15 protein-coding genes are annotated in these 16,464 nt (G+C 71.9%); 7 read left to right on the forward strand and 8 right to left on the reverse strand.

Annotation, left to right across the window (positions count from 1 at the left end; genetic code table 11):
* Position 1 precedes the first annotated feature (1 nt).
* A complete protein-coding gene (locus tag ACNHYB_RS08965) occupies positions 2-670 on the forward strand; it encodes an HAD hydrolase-like protein (protein WP_418275005.1) in 669 nt (222 codons plus the stop codon).
* A gap of 23 nt (positions 671-693) precedes the next feature.
* Complete coding sequence (locus ACNHYB_RS08970; RefSeq protein WP_418275006.1) at positions 694-1,173, forward strand: FadR/GntR family transcriptional regulator; 480 nt, start codon at positions 694-696, stop codon at positions 1,171-1,173.
* Between the two features lie 159 nt (positions 1,174-1,332).
* On the opposite strand, the gene ACNHYB_RS08975 is transcribed toward ACNHYB_RS08970, so the two are convergent.
* Positions 1,333-3,900 (reverse strand): ATP-dependent Clp protease ATP-binding subunit, encoded by a 2,568-nt coding sequence (locus ACNHYB_RS08975; RefSeq protein WP_418275007.1) that lies wholly within the window; start codon positions 3,898-3,900, stop codon positions 1,333-1,335.
* A gap of 207 nt (positions 3,901-4,107) precedes the next feature.
* Between ACNHYB_RS08975 and ACNHYB_RS08980 the strand changes: the two genes are divergently transcribed.
* Positions 4,108-4,824, forward strand: a complete 717-nt coding sequence (locus ACNHYB_RS08980) for a hypothetical protein (protein WP_418275008.1) — start codon at positions 4,108-4,110, stop codon at positions 4,822-4,824.
* 186 nt (positions 4,825-5,010) lie between these two features.
* Here the strand turns inward: ACNHYB_RS08980 and ACNHYB_RS08985 are convergent, their stop codons facing one another.
* On the reverse strand, positions 5,011-7,215 hold the full coding sequence (locus ACNHYB_RS08985; RefSeq protein ID WP_418275009.1) for an acyltransferase family protein: 2,205 nt from the start codon (positions 7,213-7,215) through the stop codon (positions 5,011-5,013).
* Positions 7,216-7,284: 69 nt separating this feature from the next.
* Here ACNHYB_RS08985 and ACNHYB_RS08990 point away from each other — a divergent pair, with 69 nt between their 5' ends.
* Positions 7,285-8,172: a universal stress protein gene (locus ACNHYB_RS08990; protein WP_418275010.1), complete on the forward strand. Its 888-nt coding sequence runs from the start codon at positions 7,285-7,287 to the stop codon at positions 8,170-8,172.
* Here the strand turns inward: ACNHYB_RS08990 and ACNHYB_RS08995 are convergent.
* Positions 8,162-9,232, reverse strand: a complete 1,071-nt coding sequence (locus ACNHYB_RS08995; protein WP_418275011.1) for a family 43 glycosylhydrolase — start codon at positions 9,230-9,232, stop codon at positions 8,162-8,164. The genes ACNHYB_RS08990 and ACNHYB_RS08995 overlap by 11 nt on opposite strands.
* Positions 9,233-9,357: 125 nt before the next feature.
* Between ACNHYB_RS08995 and ACNHYB_RS09000 the strand changes: the two genes are divergently transcribed.
* Both ACNHYB_RS09000 and ACNHYB_RS09005 read left to right on the forward strand, forming a co-directional pair.
* Complete coding sequence (locus ACNHYB_RS09000) at positions 9,358-9,936, forward strand: alpha/beta family hydrolase (RefSeq protein WP_418275012.1); 579 nt, start codon at positions 9,358-9,360, stop codon at positions 9,934-9,936.
* 134 nt (positions 9,937-10,070) lie between these two features.
* Complete coding sequence (locus tag ACNHYB_RS09005; protein WP_418275013.1) at positions 10,071-10,886, forward strand: hypothetical protein; 816 nt, start codon at positions 10,071-10,073, stop codon at positions 10,884-10,886.
* A gap of 57 nt (positions 10,887-10,943) precedes the next feature.
* On the opposite strand, the gene def is transcribed toward ACNHYB_RS09005, so the two are convergent.
* Genes def through ACNHYB_RS09025 form a run of 4 tightly spaced genes read right to left on the reverse strand, consistent with a single transcriptional unit; the run spans position 10,944 to position 14,170 of the window.
* Positions 10,944-11,630, reverse strand: coding sequence for a peptide deformylase (gene def / locus ACNHYB_RS09010; RefSeq protein WP_418275014.1), 687 nt, complete (start codon positions 11,628-11,630; stop codon positions 10,944-10,946).
* A 10-nt stretch (positions 11,631-11,640) separates the two neighbouring features.
* On the reverse strand, positions 11,641-12,468 hold the full coding sequence (locus ACNHYB_RS09015) for a metal ABC transporter permease (protein ID WP_418275015.1): 828 nt from the start codon (positions 12,466-12,468) through the stop codon (positions 11,641-11,643).
* Complete coding sequence (locus ACNHYB_RS09020) at positions 12,465-13,199, reverse strand: metal ABC transporter ATP-binding protein (protein WP_418275016.1); 735 nt, start codon at positions 13,197-13,199, stop codon at positions 12,465-12,467. Before ACNHYB_RS09020 ends, ACNHYB_RS09015 begins: the two co-directional genes overlap by 4 nt.
* Entirely contained in the window at positions 13,196-14,170 is a 975-nt protein-coding gene (locus tag ACNHYB_RS09025; protein ID WP_418275017.1) for a metal ABC transporter substrate-binding protein, read from the reverse strand. The genes ACNHYB_RS09020 and ACNHYB_RS09025 overlap by 4 nt, the downstream gene beginning before the upstream one ends.
* A 161-nt stretch (positions 14,171-14,331) precedes the next feature.
* On the opposite strand from ACNHYB_RS09025, the gene ACNHYB_RS09030 reads away from it, so the two are divergent.
* A complete protein-coding gene (locus ACNHYB_RS09030; RefSeq protein ID WP_418275018.1) occupies positions 14,332-14,769 on the forward strand; it encodes a hypothetical protein in 438 nt (145 codons plus the stop codon).
* Positions 14,770-15,633: 864 nt separating this feature from the next.
* On the opposite strand, the gene ACNHYB_RS09035 is transcribed toward ACNHYB_RS09030, so the two are convergent.
* On the reverse strand, positions 15,634-16,443 hold the full coding sequence (locus ACNHYB_RS09035; protein ID WP_418275019.1) for a hypothetical protein: 810 nt from the start codon (positions 16,441-16,443) through the stop codon (positions 15,634-15,636).
* Positions 16,444-16,464: the final 21 nt, after the last annotated feature.

Consider the following 16,464-nt stretch of genomic DNA (forward strand, 5'->3'; position numbering starts at 1 on the left):
CGTGACCTCACCTCTCGTCCTCCTCGACCTCGACGGCACCCTGATGGACTCGGCCCCCGGCATCACCGCCTCGGCCGCAGCGGCCTACCGGGCGCTGGACCTGCAGGTGCCCGACGACGCGACGCTGCGCTCGTTCGTCGGCCCGCCGATCACCGACTCGTTCCCCGCCCACGGGGTCCCCCCGGAGCGGGTCGGGGACGCGGTCGCCGCCTACCGCACCGCCTACACCGGGGGCGGGATGTTCGACGCCGCCGTGTTCGACGGCGTGCCCGAGGTCCTGCGCGAGCTCCGCGCGGCGGGCTGCACGCTCGCCGTCGCGACGAGCAAGCCCGAGGTGTTCGCCCAGCCGATCTGCGAGCGGTTCGACCTGACCGGGCTGGTCGACGCCGTCTTCGGCGCGCCCCTCGACGAGGCCACCTCGACGAAGGCGGACGTCATCGAGCGCGCGCTGGCCACCCTCGACGTGCCCCGCCCGGGCGCACCGGGCGCGGGACCGATGCTCATGGTGGGCGACCGCGAGCACGACGTGCACGGCGCGGCGGTGCACGCCCTCGACTGCCTCGGGGTCGCCTGGGGGTACGCCGCCGAGGGCGAGCTGGAGCGCGCGGGCGCGGTCGCCGTGGTCGACGCCGTGGCGGACCTCGCCCAGGCGGTGCTCGCCCGGCTCTGACGGGCGTCGACGGCATCAAGCGCATGATCCTGGCCGGCGAGCTGCAGCCCGGCATGCGCCTGCCCGTCGAGAAGGACCTGGCCGAGCACCTCGGGGTGTCCCGGGTGCGCCGCGTGCTGGAGACGGAGGCCGCCGGGCAGACCGCGTCCCGGATCACCCCCGAGGGTCTGGCCGAGGCCCGCGCCGTCCTGGACGACGCCGCCAGGATCCTCGACGCCGAAGCGGTGGACCACGAACGGTTCATCGAGACGGACGTCGCGTTCCACCGGGTGGTGGCCGGCCACTGCGGCAACCCCGTGATCACCGCCCTGGTGGAGACCCTCGCGAGCCGCACCGTCCACGCGCGTCTGCTGCGCGGGCTCCGTCACGGCGGCACGGAGGCGCGAGCGCACGCCGACCACGAGGCGATCTGGCGCGCGCTGGCCGACCACGACGCGGAGCGGGCGCGCACGCACATGGCGGCGCACCTGCTCACCGTCGAGGAGGACCTCGGCGAGCACTGACCCGCGGGCCGTCAGGCCCCCTGCCTCCGGCCGGTCGGTCAGGGGAAGGAGGCGGCAGGGGGTTGGGGACGACGAAGGCCCCGGACCCTGTGAGGAGGGTCCGGGGCCTTCGGGCTCCGGCGCTGCGACCGTCAGGTCGCCAGCGTCAGCAGGTGTGCGTCACTCGGCGCCGGCCTGCATCTGCCCGGTGGGCGGCAGGTCCTTCACCGAGACGCCGGTCGGCGCGTCGAGCGCCGCCGCGGCACCCACGGACACCGGTCCGCGCTCGTGCTCGGACTTGTCGACACCGCGGAAGGTGAACTCCCCGAGGATGCCCTCGCCCTCGCCGTCGACCAGCACGAGCTGGCCGGCCTTGAGCTCGCCGAACAGGATCTTCTCGGACAGCGAGTCCTCGATCTCCCGCTGGATGGCGCGCTTGAGGGGACGAGCACCCAGGACCGGGTCGTAGCCCTTCTCGGCGAGCAGGTTCTTCGCGGGCTGGGTGAGCTCGATGCCCATGTCCCGGTCGCGCAGACGCTTGTCGAGCTTGGCGATCTCCAGGTCGACGATCTCGATGATCTCCTGCTGCGTGAGCTGCGGGAACACGATCGTGTCGTCGACACGGTTGAGGAACTCGGGCCGGAAGTGCTGCTTGAGCTCCTCGTTGACCTTCGACTTCATCCGCTCGTAGTTGGTCCCCAGGTCGCCGCCGGCGTTGAAACCGGTCTGCACGCCCTTGGCGATGTCTCGCGTACCGAGGTTCGTCGTCATGATGATGACGGTGTTCTTGAAGTCGACCACACGACCCTGGGAGTCGGTGAGGCGGCCGTCCTCGAGCACCTGCAGCAGCGAGTTGAAGATGTCGGCGTGCGCCTTCTCCACCTCGTCGAACAGCACGACGGAGAACGGACGACGACGGACCTTCTCGGTGAGCTGGCCGCCCTCGTCGTAGCCGACGTACCCGGGAGGCGAGCCGAACAGCCGCGAGACCGTGTGCTTCTCCGAGAACTCGGACATGTCGAGCTGGATGAGCGCGTCCTCGTCCCCGAAGAGGAACTCGGCGAGCGCCTTGGCCAGCTCGGTCTTCCCGACGCCGGTGGGGCCGGCGAAGATGAACGAGCCACCGGGACGCTTCGGGTCCTTGAGGCCTGCACGGGTGCGGCGGATCGCCTGCGAGAGCGCCTTGATCGCGGCCTCCTGGCCGACGACGCGCTTGTGCAGCTCGTCCTCCATGTGCAGGAGCTTGCTGGACTCCTCCTCGGTGAGCTTGACGACGGGGATGCCGGTCGACATGGCCAGCACCTCGGCGATCAGCTCGTCGTCGACCTCCGCGACGGTGTCGAGGTCGCCCGACTTCCAGGCCTTCTCCTTCTCGGCGCGCTTCTGCGTGAGGCGGGTCTCCTTGTCACGCAGCCCGGCGGCCTTCTCGAAGTCCTGCTCGTCGATCGCCGACTCCTTCTCGCGGCGAGCCTCCGCGATCTCCTCGTCGAGCTCCTTGAGCTCGGGCGGGGCCGTCATCCGGCGGATGCGCAGGCGCGCGCCCGCCTCGTCGATGAGGTCGATCGCCTTGTCCGGCAGGTACCGGTCGTTGATGTACCGGTCGGCGAGCTGCGCGGCGGTGACCAGCGCGGTGTCCGTGATGGACACGCGGTGGTGCGCCTCGTAGCGGTCGCGCAGGCCCTTGAGGATCTCGATGGCGTGCTCGAGGGAGGGCTCGTTGACCTGGATCGGCTGGAAGCGACGCTCCAGGGCCGGGTCCTTCTCGACGTGCTTGCGGTACTCGTCGAGCGTGGTCGCACCGATGGTCTGCAGCTCGCCGCGGGCCAGCATCGGCTTGAGGATGCTGGCGGCGTCGATCGCGCCCTCGGCGGCACCCGCCCCGACGAGGGTGTGGATCTCGTCGATGAACAGGATGATGTCGCCGCGGGTGCGGATCTCCTTGAGGACCTTCTTCAGACGCTCCTCGAAGTCACCGCGGTAGCGGGAGCCGGCCACGAGCGCACCGAGGTCGAGCGTGTAGAGCTGCTTGTCCTTGAGCGTCTCGGGCACGTCGCCGCGCACGATGTCCTGGGCGAGGCCCTCGACGACGGCCGTCTTGCCGACGCCGGGCTCACCGATCAGCACCGGGTTGTTCTTGGTGCGGCGGCTCAGCACCTGCATGACGCGCTCGATCTCCAGCAGGCGACCGATGACGGGGTCGAGCTTGCCCTCGCGGGCGGCCTGGGTGAGGTTGCGCCCGAACTGGTCGAGCACCGCGGACCCGGAGGGCTGACCCTCCTGCGGGCCGCCGGCCGCGACCGGCTCCTTGCCCTGGTAGCCGGACAGGAGCTGGATGACCTGCTGGCGCACCTTGTTCAGGTCGGCGCCCATCTTGGTGAGCACCTGGGCGGCGACGCCCTCGCCCTCACGGATGAGGCCGAGCAGGATGTGCTCGGTGCCGATGTAGTTGTGGCCGAGCTGCAGCGCCTCGCGCAGCGACAGCTCCAGCACCTTCTTGGCACGCGGCGTGAACGGGATGTGCCCGCTGGGGGCCTGCTGGCCCTCGCCGATGATCTCGGTGACCTGCGCGCGGACGCCGTCGAGCGAGATGCCCAGCGACTCCAGCGCCTTGGCCGCCACGCCCTCACCCTCGTGGATGAGGCCGAGCAGGATGTGCTCCGTGCCGATGTAGTTGTGGTTGAGCATCCTCGCTTCTTCCTGAGCGAGGACGACAACCCGACGGGCTCGGTCCGTAAATCTCTCGAACATGTGCTGCTCCCTCACGAGCGGCTTTCTCTGCATCCGTCGGAGATGACGGTGACAGCCTGACCGCAACGACTCTATGCGGTCCCAACCCGCGCAACGGCCTCCAGATGCCCATGTTCGCCAGGGGCGTGACGGCGTGCCCTGTTGCCGTGGGAGGTCGGCGAGGGGCAAGGTCGGTCCAAGAGGTCACCGCTCACCGGGAGGTCCGCCATGGACGACGTCGGACGGGACGCAGAGCACGACGGCACGGGGCGCGACGGCACGGGCCGCCACAGCACCGGGCCGGACGCCCCGGCGCAGGACGGACGGCACGGCCTGCCCGCCACCCACGAGGCCGGGGTCGACCCCCACCTCGCGCAGTTCTCCGGCGTCGTCGGCGAGGTGGACGACCCGCTCACCTGGGGCCTGGACCTGGAGGACGAGACCCTCACGGGCCACGACGAGGGGGACGACCCGGAGGCGGACCGGTTCGTGCGGTCGTACCGCACGTTCGCCGGGGAGTCGTTCGAGATCGAGACGTTGCGCGCCCCGGTGGACGACGACGACGTCGAGGACGTCGTGCGCGCGGCGGCGAGCAGCGCGCTGGTGGCGCCGCTGCACGCCGACATCGCCGCTCCCGTGGAGCCGGACGCCGAGCCCGTCCCCCGCCCGGCGGCGGACTTCGCCGACGACTACGCCGACTACCGCAGCGCGATGCGCGCCATCGTGCGGGAGGTCGACACCGTGCCGCTGTGCCCGGGGACGCTGCGTGTGGACGGTCGGGAACGTCCCGCCGTGCTCGTGCGGGTGCGTGACGTGGTGGCGGTGCACGTGGCGCTGCACGAGCGCGCCCTGGTCGTCACCGGTCCGGCGGACCTGGTGGACAAGGTGGACGTCGTCACCGGCCCGATCCGTTCCCTGCTGCAGCAGCCGCCCGAGCGTCGCTGAGCGTCACCGGCTCCGGAGGACCTCCTTGGACTTCGCGACGGCGTAGCCCCAGCCCTGGGCGAGGGTCGGCTTCGGCGGGACCGCGACCTCGTCGGGGTTGGTGACGACGTCGAGCAGCACCGGGCCGTCGGAGGAGAACGCCCAGCGGCGAGGGTCGGGGTGGTCGAGGTGCCGACGGCCGGCACGTCAGCCGTCGAGGCGCTCGCGCACTGCGCCCGACACCTCCGGCGCCAGCGTGCGGGCGAACGTCGCGGTGAGGTGGCCGTGGTCGAAGTACGCGATCAGCCCGCCGACGGTGGCGTGGCACAGCGCGTCGTCGCACATGACGTCGGTGACCTCCGTCAGGGAGACGAGCCCGGTGGTGTCCGCGGCGGCCGCCGCGGCCAGGGGGTCGGGCTCGAGGGCCTGCTCGGGCGGGGCGCCGCAGACGGCGACGTCGTCGGGATGCTCGGCGACGCAGGCGGGCACGTTGCCCGGCATGGCGGGGGTGTCGCGCAGCACCAGCACCGGGATGCCGGCGTCGGTGAACGCCGCCAGGGTCTCGCGGTAGGCGTCCTGCGCGGCGGCGACCTGCTCGTCGGCGGGCACCCCGGCGAGCGGCTGGTTGGTGCGGTCCGACAGGATCACCAGGTCGTACCCGCCGTCGACGACGGAGTCGACCGCCCAGCGGTTGGTGTCGCGGCAGTTCTGCGCGATGCCGTCACCCTCGATGTCCAGCAGCCGGTCGACGGTGTAGCAGACCGACTGCAGGTAGGTGGTGAGCTCCCAGCCGTCGTCCTCGACACCGTCCTCCAGGGCGGGGACCCAGTGCCCGGCGTGCGAGTTGCCCACCAGCGCGATCCGGGCGGTCGGTGCACCCTCGGGGGCGTAGGTGCAGGTGTTGCGGGTCGTGAACGGGGTGTTGTTCCAGCAGCCGTCCGCGTAGACGACGGGCCGGTCCTCGGCGGCGACCAGCGGCGGCGTGAGGAAGTCGGGCTCGGCGCACGCGGGGTCGCGCACGACGCCGGCCCCGACGCACGGCTCGGCCCGGGCGACGTCGGCGGCGAACCGGGCGGCCTGCTCGCGCTCGACGACGTCGGCACGCACCGTCACGGCGGCACCGGCACCGGCGACGACGCCGACGCACACCGCGAGCGCCACGTACGTGGCGCCGCGGCGCCGCACGAGCACCGGGTGGCGGCGCAGGCGCTCCTCGACCCAGGTCCGCGACAGGGCCGCGAGCACGAGGGTGGCGGCCAGGACGCCGAGGGTGCCGAGCGGGGTGAGCGGCACGCCGAGCGCGAAGGGGGTGATGACCACGAGCGGCCAGTGCCACAGGTAGACGGAGTAGGAGGCGTCGCCGAGCCAGCGCACCCCGCGCAGCCCGAGCAGGCGTCCCGGCCCGCCCGGGACGCCGTCGGACGCCGCGGCGATGACGAGGGCGGTGCCCACGGTGGGCAGCAGCGCGGCGACGCCGGGGAACGGGGTCCGGGCGTCGAAGGTGACCACGGACCACACGATCATGGCCAGGCCGGCCCAGGCGACGGCGGCGCGCAGCAGTGCGGTGCGCCGCACGGCGAGGTCGTCGGTCGGTCCCGGCGACGGCGCCCGGGCGGCGAGCAGCGCGGCGAGCAGGCCGCCGAGCGCCAGCTCCCAGAACCGGGTGGTGGACACGAAGTAGGCGGCGGCGGGATCCGTGGCGGTGCGGTGCACCGACCAGGCGAGCGAGGTCGCGACCACGACGCCGGTGACGACGACCGCGACCCGGGCACGCGCCGTCGTGCCCGCCGTGCCCGCCGTGCCCGCCGTGCCCGCCGTGCCGGCTCCTGCGGCGGAGCGCCGCGACCGGCGTCGTGCGAGGCGCACCCCGGCCCAGCCCGCCGCTCCGATCAGCAGCGGCCACAGGAGGTAGAACTGCTCCTCGATCGACAACGACCAGTAGTGCTGCACGGGCGAGTGGAGCTGGTCGGCGGCGAGGTAGTCGGCCTCCGAGGCGGCGAGCGCCCAGTTCTCCACGTACAGCGCGGACGCGACGACCTCGCGCGCGACCGACCCCTGCACGGTCGACGGCAGCCACACCACCGCGGCGACCAGGGTGACGAGCAGCACCAGGGTCGCCGCGGGGATGAGGCGTCGCACGCGGCGCGCCCAGAAGTCCAGCAGCCCCCGGACGCTCTCGACGGGCCTGCGCAGCAGGTGGCTGGTGATGAGGAACCCGGAGATGACGAAGAAGACGTCCACGCCGACGTAGCCGCCGGTGACGGCGCCGGGCCAGAGGTGGAACGCCACCACGGCCGCCACGGCGACGGCGCGGAGTCCTTGGACGTCACCTCGGGTCTGCGCGGCGCTGCCGGTGCCCGGCGCGGTCCCGGGGACGGTGGCGCCCACGGTCCCCGGTCCGGGTCTGGGCATGCGCGCCAGCGTAGGTCACGCCCGCCCTGCCGCGCTGCCGGTGCCCCGAGGGAGACCTATCCTGCGGACATGGACGACATCGTGGTCGGTGTGAACGGGTCGGTCGAGGCGGACGAGGCGCTGGACTGGGCGCTCGCGGAGGCGCGGTCGGCGGGGTTGCGCCTGGTGGTGGTGCACGCGGCTCCGGAGCGTGAGGACGCCTTGTCGGCCGAGGTCCTGGGGGTGCGTCGTCGGGAGACCGACGAGGTGCTGGAGCGCGCGCGGGCGCGGCACGGCGAGGGGGTGCAGGCCGAGGTGCGGGTGGTGCCGGGCCCGGCACCGGACGCCCTGCTGAAGGTGTCGGCCGGCGCGGCGATGCTCGTGCTGGGTCGACGACGGCGCGCGCGGATCGGGCGTCGGGTGCTCGGTTCGGTGTCGACGACGGTCGTGGAGAACGCCGAGGTGCCGGTGACGGTCGTGCGGCGCCTCGATCACGACCGGTCGGCGGAGCACGCGCCGCAGGCCGACGGCGCTCCCGCGGAGCCGGTGGCGCAGGCTCGGGTCGTCGTCGGGGTGGACACGTCGGAGCACTCGGTCGCGGCGCTGCGCCACGGGGCGCGGGTGGCGGCGCGCACGGGTGCGGTGCTGGACCCGGTGTTCGCGTGGCAGATCACCACGCTGGCGCCCCTGCCGGGGTCGTGGGGGTGGGCGCCGCCGATCGACGACTACGAGAACTTCGCGCGGGAACGGCTGCAGGCCGCGGTGGACGCCGCGGAGATCGACCTGCCGGCCGACCGGGTGCGTCCTCGGGTGCTGCACGGCCAGGCGGCGAAGATGCTGATCGACGCGTCGGCGGGTGCCGACCGGATGGTGGTCGGCACCCGCGGGCTGGGGGGCTTCGATCGGCTGGTGCTGGGGTCGACGAGCCGTCAGGTGCTCGACTTCGCCGCGTGCCCGGTCACGGTGCTCAGGAGCTGAGGGCCCGGGGCTCGGCGTCCTGGGCGCCCGGGTCGGCGACGACGCTCGCGCCGCCGTCGGCCGCCAGCACCTCGGTGGAGGTCGGCACCGGACGGGTCAGCGGCAGCGGGGTGCCCCACCGCGGGTTGCCGTCGGCGTCGAAGGGCAGCACCTGGGCGCAGGCGTGCCGGTTCGGGTCCCGCAGCGGGTCACCGACGATCTCGGTATAGCTGCGCGCGTGGTAGACGAGCACCGTGTCGCCGTCGTGGGTCTCGGTGAACGAGTTGTGACCCGGCCCGTACATCCCCGCCGCCGGGTCGGACACGAAGACGGGATCGGCCGACTTGGTCCACGACGAGGCGTCGAGCAGGTCGGCGCCGGCGTCGGCGGTGAGCACGCCCATCGCGTAGTCGATGCCCGTGGCCGCGCCGGAGTAGGTGAGGAAGACGCGTCCGTTCTTGACCAGGACGGACGGCCCCTCGTTGACCCAGAACCCCTTGACCTCCCAGTCGAACTCGGGTCGCGTGAGCTCGACCGCGGGCCCCGCCAGGGTCCACGGGTCCGCCATCGGCGCGATGTAGAGGTTCGAGTGTCCGCGCACGGCCAGGTCTTGCTGGGCCCACACCAGGTACTGCGTGCCGTCGAGCACGAACGTCGTCGCGTCGAGCGCGAACGACTCCCAGCCGGTGTCGACCTGTCCCCGGTCGACCCACTCGCCCTCGAACGGGTCGGCGGAGAGGTTCTCCAGGACGAAGACCCGGTGGTTGAAGGTCTCGTTGGCACCGGGGGCGTCGACCGAGCCGTGGGCGTTCGGCGCCGCGGCGTAGTAGACGTACCAGGCGTCGCCCACGCGGTGGATCTCGGGGGCCCAGACGAGCTGGGACTGCGGCCCGGTGTCGTGCCGGGTCCAGATGGTGACCTCCTCGGCCTGCTGGAGGCCGTCGAGGGACTCCGCGCGACGCAGCACGATGCGGTCGTAGTCCGGGTAGGAGCCGGTGAAGTAGTACCGACCGTCGTGCCGCAGGACGTGCGGATCGGCACGCTGGAGCACGATGGGGTTGGCGAAGACCTGGTCCGTCATGTCAGTCCTTGTGTTCGTACAACGATGTAAAACAGACCAACCATATCGTGCTCCCAGGCCCTGCGGCACCGTGCGCCCACGACCTGCCCCGGCACCCCGCCCCCGGATCGAGGAGACTGGGACCGATGACCCCACGACCTGCCGGGCTCCTCCTGACCCCCGGCGCCGGAGCCGACCGCGACCACCGCGCCCTGCGCGCCGTCGACGACGCCCTGGCGGCCGCCGATCCCCCGCTGCCCGTCGAGCGCGTCGACTTCCCCTACCGGATCGCGGGACGGCGCGCCCCCGACCGCCCGCCCACCGCCGTCGCCCACCTCCGCCAGGAGGCCGCGGCGCTCGCGGCGCGGCTCGGGGTCTCCACCGGCGACCTGCTGCTCGGCGGCAGGTCCTACGGCGGACGGATGTGCTCGATGGCGGTCGCCGAAGGCCTGCCCGCGGCCGGGCTCGTGCTCCTCAGCTATCCGCTGCACCCGCCCGGCAGGCCGGACCGCCTGCGGGTCGACCACTTCGGCGCGCTGGAGGTGCCCGTGCTCTTCGTCAGCGGTGACCGCGACCCCTTCGGCACCCCGGCCGAGCTGGCGGAGCACGCCGCGACGATCCCCGGCGACGTCACCCTCGTGACCCTGCCGGGCACCCACGACGTCAAGGCGCTGGACGACGTCGCGGCCGCCGTCGTGCACTGGCTCGCCGCCACCGGCAGCTGAACCGCGCGGGCGCGCTCCCCCGGCGCCGACAGAGCGGGCGAAACCACCCGGACGGCACACGAACGGCATGTCGGTTTCGCCTACGATGTGCAGCGACCGGCGGACCGCGCCGGGCCCTGCGTCGGAAGGTCCACGTGCGCCCCAGCCTCGCCGCCCGCACGCTGCTGGCGTGCGTCCTGGGCTGCGGCCTCGCGGCGGTCGGCACGGCGGCCGGCGTCGTGACCGGCACCCCGGCCGCCCACGCCGACGACGACGACCTGCAGGTGAGCGCCGGCGGCGTCTCGTACTCCGAGCGGGAACGCCGCCGCGGCAACGACCGGAACACACCCGTCGGCTACTCGGTGCGCAGCCTGGAGGGCTGGCAGTACGAGTGGCTCACCGCACCGATGCCCGACGGCGAGTCCGGCTACGTGCCGTTCTCCGCCGCCGCCGAGGTGCTCCCGGACGGCTGGTGCGTGACCTACGTGTACGTCCCCGGCGTCGGCGAGTGGAGCGACTCCGCGGGCGTCTGCACCGCCGCCGCCCCGGCCGAGCCCGCCGCGAGCGCCACGCCGTCGCCCACCCCGACCGAGACCGCGCCGAGCGCCGAGCCGACGCCGGAGCCGACCCGGTCGAAGAAGCCCGCCACGGTGGATCCGACGCCGCAGGCGAGTCCCACGTGGACGCCCGCGCCCACGCCGAGCGCGTCCCCGAGCCCGTCGCCGTCGCCCAGCCCCAGCCCGTCGCCGCGCAGGTCGGCGTCGCCGTCGCCCAGCCCGGCCAAGGGGCCGCGGCCGGTCCCCACGAGGTCCGCCTACGCCCCGGTGCCGGAGATCGACACGTCGCAGAGCAGCGCGCTCGGGTTCCTCGCCGACGGTGACCTGTGGGCCGCGAGCGGGCTGGTCCTGGCCGCCGCGGGGCTCGGCGCGGGGGGTCTGGTCGTGTGGCGCACGCGCCGCGCGGGCGACTGACGGGCCTGCCCGCCGGGCGGGACGCCGCCTCCGGGTGGCCCGCGGCGCCGGCTGGTCTCAGCGACCGCCGGCCGGAGCGTCGGGGTACTCCGCGGGACGCTTGTCCAGCTCGATCGCGATCTCGCGACGTTCGGCCAGGATGTCGGCCCGTTCCTCGTCACGCTGCCGCAGGGCGTCTGCCTGCCCGTCGGCGTCGAGGTGGTCCCAGTACAGGACGCCGTCGAGGTGCTGGCACTCGTGGATGTAGCAGCGCGCCAGGAACCCGGTCGCCTCGAGCTGCACGGGCGCCCCGAGCTGGTCGACGCCACGCACGGACACGGCGCTGCGGCGGGCCAGCGGCACGTACGCGCCGGGCACGCTCAGGCAGCCCTCGTCCTCGGTGACGAGCTCGGCGGTGGTGTCGATGTCGAGCACCGGGTTGACCACGTGCCCGACGTGTCGGTCGCCGCGGTCGTCGGTGACGTCGTAGACGAAGACGCGCAGGTCGACGCCGACCTGCGGGGCGGCCAGGCCGACGCCCTGGGCGACCTCCATCGTGGTGAACATGTCGTCGATCAGTCGGGCGAGCTCCGGCGTCGAGAACGTCTCGACGTCCCGTGCAGGGGTGTGCAGCACGGGTTCGCCGATCTCGGTGATGCGCAGCGCCCGGCCCCGCCGAGCCTCGGGAGCCTGGGCCGGGTACTGCTCGACGGCCACCCCCTGGAGGTACGTGGTGGGTCGCCTGCGCCCGAAGCTCCATCCCATGCCGCAGAGCCTACCCGCGGGCCGTGCGGCTCCGGCTCGCCAGCAGCACGACGGCGAACACGGCACCCTGCACCAGGACGACCATCCCGCCGGAGGCGGCGTCCAGCCAGTAGGACAGGTAGATGCCGGTCACGGAGCACAGCACCGAGATCGTCGGGGCGAGCAGCAGCATCCGGCCGAACCGGTCGGTCAGCAGCGAGGCCGTCGCCCCGGGGATGATCAGCATCGCCACCACGAGGATCACGCCCACGACCTGCAGGGTCACCACCGCGGTGAGGGCGAGCACGCCGAGCAGCAGGGCGCTGAGCCGGCGGGTCGAGAGGCCGAGGGCGTGCACGTGCACGGGGTCGAACGCGAACAGCACGAGGTCTCGACGCTTGAGCAGCAGCACCGCGGAGCCGACGACGGCGAGCACCACGACCTGCACGAGCTCGGCCGGGGAGACCCCCAGCACGTTGCCGAAGATGATGTGGCCGAGATCGGTCTGGCTGGGCGTGACGGACACGAGCACCAGCCCGAGGGCGAACAGGGTGGTGAACACGATCCCGATGGCGGCGTCCTCCTTGACCCGCCCCGAGTCCCGCACGGCTCCGATGAGCACCACCGCCAGACCGCCGAACACGAGCGCACCGAGGGCGAACGGTGCCCCCACGACGTAGGCGAGGACGACACCGGGCAGCACGGCGTGCGAGACGGCGTCGCCCATGAGGGACCAGCCGACGAGCACCAGCCAGCAGGACAGCAGGGCGGCGAGGACGGCGGCGACGGCGGTCGTGACGAACGCCCGGACCATGAAGTCGTAGGTCCACGGTTCGACGACCAGGTCGAGGAGGTTCATGCGGCGTCCGGCAGGTCGAGGCCGAAGGTGCGGGCCAGGTTGCCGGGCTCCAGCGCCTCGGCGACCGGGCCGTGGAACAGGACCCGGTGCAGCAGCAGGACCGCCTCGTCGGCGAGCCGGGGCAGGGCGTGCAGGTCGTGGGAGGAGACGAGCACGGTGCGGCCGTCGTCGGCCAGCTCGCGCAGCAGCCGCACGATGGTCGCCTCGGAGCGCTTGTCGACCCCGGCGAACGGCTCGTCGAGGAGCAGCACCTGTGCGTCCTGGGCGATGCCGCGGGCGACGAAGGCACGCTTGCGCTGCCCGCCGGAGAGGCGGCCGATCTGCCGGTCGGCGAGGTCGGTGAGCTCCACGCGTGCCAGGGCGTGCTCGACGGCGTCCCGGTCGGCGGCGCGGGGACGTCGCGTGAGGCCGAGCCGGCCGTAGCGGCCCATCATCACCACGTCGCGGACCGAGACGGGGAACCCCCAGTCGACCGCCTCGGACTGCGGCACGTAGCCCACCACGCCGCGGCGCCGCGCGCGGGCCGGCGTGGCGCCGTCGACTCGGACGCTCCCCGCGGTGAGGTCGACCAGGCCCATGACCGCCTTGAACAGGGTGGACTTGCCCGACCCGTTCATGCCGACGAGCCCGCACACCGTGCCGGCGTCCAGGTGCAGCGTGACCCCGTCGAGCGCGACGACGTCGCCGTAGCGGACGCTCACGCCGTCGAGGTCGAGCGCGGGCGCGCTCATGCGCCGTCCTCCTGGTCGGGTCCGGTGCCGGTGCCGGTGCCGGTGCCGGTGAGGCCGGCGACCACGAGGTCGGCGTCGTGGCGGATCAGGTCGAGATAGGTGGGCACGTCGCCGTCCGGCGCCGACAGGGAGTCCACGTAGAGGGTGCCGCCGAACACGGCCCCGGTGGCGTCGACGACCTGCTGCATCGCGGCGTCCGAGACCGTCGACTCGCAGAACACGGCGGGCACGTCGTTCGCCTGCACGAACTCGATGACGCCCGCGACCTGCTGCGGGGTGGCCTGCTGCTCGGCGTTGACCGCCCACAGGTACTGCTCGGTCAGGCCGACGTCGCGCGCGAGGTAGGAGAAGGCCCCCTCGCAGGTGACCAGGGCACGCCGGTTGGCGGGCAGATCCTCGACCTCGGCGACGAGGTCGTCCTGCACCTGCTGCAGCGCGGCGTCGTACGCCTCACCGTTCGCCGCGAAGTCCGCAGCGTGCTCCGGGGCGAGCTCGGAGAAGGCGGCGACCATGTTGTCGACGTAGACCTGCACGTTGAGCGGGCTCATCCACGCATGCGGGTTCGGCGCCCCGCCGTACGCGCCCGAGGCGATGTCGACCACCTCGACGCCCTCGGAGACGACGACGTGGGGCACCTCGGCGTCCTGCACCAGCTGGGCGAACCACGCCTCCAGCCCGAGCCCGTTGTCGAGGACGAGGTCGGCGTCGGCGGCCGTGCGCACGTCGCCCGGGGTCGGCTCGTACCCGTGGACCTCCGCGCCGACCTTCGTCAGGGACTCGACGCGCAGGTGGTCGCCCGCGACGTTCTCGGCGATGTCGGCCAGGACGGTGAACGTGGTGAGCACGACCGGGCGGTCGTCGTCGGTGGCGTCGCTCGCCGACGCGGCGCACCCGGCGAGCGCCGGGGAGGCCAGGGCCACCGAGGCGAGGAGGAGCAGCGATCCGCATGTCCGCGTCAGAGATTTCGGCACACCGAAAACTCTAGTTCACCAAGCGCCCAGGATGCCATCCGGCCACGCCCCCGGGAAGCCCCTATGCTGTGCACGGCCGATGCACAGGGAGGTCCGGTGCGAGGTCGTCGAGGACCGCGTCACGACGAGCGGTCGAGCCGGCCGTCTCTGAAGGAGGAGCAGTGGGAGAAGCACCCGAGCGCATCACCATCGTCCCGGACGACTACCACGTCCCGTATGCCGGCACGGCCGAGGACGGTCGGAAGTTCTTCCTCAGCCAGGAGCTCTTCGACATGGACACCAGCTACGTCGGGCTCTTTCTCTGGAAGCCAGGCGGCACCTTCGACGAGATCCGGGTCACCGCCGTCCCGGGCCCCCAGGGCCTGCCGCCCGGTCAGGCCGGTCCCGCCGGAGCTGACGACGTGGTCTCCTCCCGCCTTGCCGAGCTCGGAGACTTCGTCCTCGAACCCATCGAGGTGGAACCCTTCACCCAGGACGTCGACGGGGTCACGTTCGGCTGGAAGGTCGACCGGTACGACGGCGACTACTCGGTCAACGTCGAGCCCGGCAACTTCATCGCCTACTACGAGCCGTGGGACGGACTCGACTACGACACGTGAGCAGGCCGCCTTCGCACTGTCGCGACGGTTCGTCGAGGCGAGACGGCCGGCCGACGCCCGAGACGCGGAAGACCCCGGCGATCTGGACCGTTGGTCCAGATCGCCGGGGTCTTCCGATCGGAGCCGCCTGTCAGAATCGAACTGACGACCTGTTCATTACGAGTGCCTGCGGGCCCCTGGCCGAGCCCCGTCGTCGGCAGGATCTCGCGTGCATCGGATGCGACACGTGCGTCGCATCTCGCGCGCGGGGTGCGCCGATAAGAGGGCCACTCGGAGCCGCCGACTCGATAGCGGAGCACAGCAGGACGACGGCGGTGACGGGTCAAGGGTGGACGCAGTCCATCGCGGAGCGACGCCGCAGGCGCCCTTGATGCGTCACCGGTGACGGCCGGATGCTCGGCTGTCGGGGCGTCGGCGGACAGTGAGGCGGTCTCGGGACTGAACCCGGGGGCCGCCTCGTCGTATGTGCGCGCCCGGCCCCGGTGGGGAGGGGGCCGCCGCGTAGCAAGGTTCCCTCCCCACCGGGGCCGGGCGTGCGCGGCGCGTGAGCGCCGCCTTGAGTCAGTAAGGAAAGTCCTCACACGCTCAACCCGAGCGCCAGCCGGAGGCAGTTTCACCCTTGTCAAGCATAGGCGAGGGTACGGCAACGCTTAAGCCAAGCTGCGGACCCGACATCACCCTCGAATGACGCGAGCCTCCACGGAATCTGACCACGGCCTGCACGCAATTCCACCGCAAACGTTCCGAGCAATCGTTCGCGACGGCGCTCAGCAGATGCTCCTCTTCCTCAACTCTCGACTGCGCGACACGGAAACGAACATCAAGCCATTGACACAAGGAGGGGCACTCCAAGAAGCGCACGCCCTAGATTGTCTGGGCTTCAGATCCCGACAATGCAGCACCCCTTTTGATACGCCCAACCACAATTGAGCATCCCAATGTGGCAACCGTTCCGAGAACGAGAACCATCAACGTTGCAGGCGCGCCCTCGAAAAGCAACAAGCCCGCAATACCAGGAGACAATGCGATACTGGCCGACGCCGCCACACCGAAGAGCCCGACAATTCCTCCCCGATCCGCATCACTACCAACGCGATATTGCACATCCCACACTGCATAGCTGGTGAGAATCCCTGCGACCTCCGCAAGAACGTCTGCTGATACAACGAGTGCGATACTCCAGGACGTAGCAGGAACCACGCCATACCGAACCAGACAAAGCAGGACCATTGCAATCACGCCACCAGAGCATGAAATGAGTACGAACAATGGCAACCGACGCCCCACCTCATTGGAATGCTCTCGCATGAAACGCTGGCCACCAACCGCGATCAGCAATCCCAGAATAGGAGATGCCCCGACAATCCAGGCAGGAAGGTATGACTCCGAGGCAACTAGGACTGCAATTGCAGATCCAGGCACACCAGATATTACGAACGTTAGCCCGAGCAGGACAGCAACAGCCAAAATGCTCGCCGTCGGACGATACATACCAAGAACGCCTCGACGCGACGCATGGCCAACGGCAAGCACCGGCTTAGGAAGGCCAATCGTAAACAACATGGCAATGAGAAATGTTGCACCGTTGACAATAGGAATCAACTTTAGCAGCGTGAGCGAACCGCTCGCCCCAAGCAAAGCCGCGCCGGCTGCCCCCGCCAACGAAACAGCCATGGTAAGAACCTTCACGCGAGC

The sequence above is a fragment of the Isoptericola jiangsuensis genome, from assembly GCF_048320105.1.
In the GTDB taxonomy this organism is placed as follows: Bacteria; Actinomycetota; Actinomycetes; order Actinomycetales; family Cellulomonadaceae; genus Isoptericola; species Isoptericola jiangsuensis_A.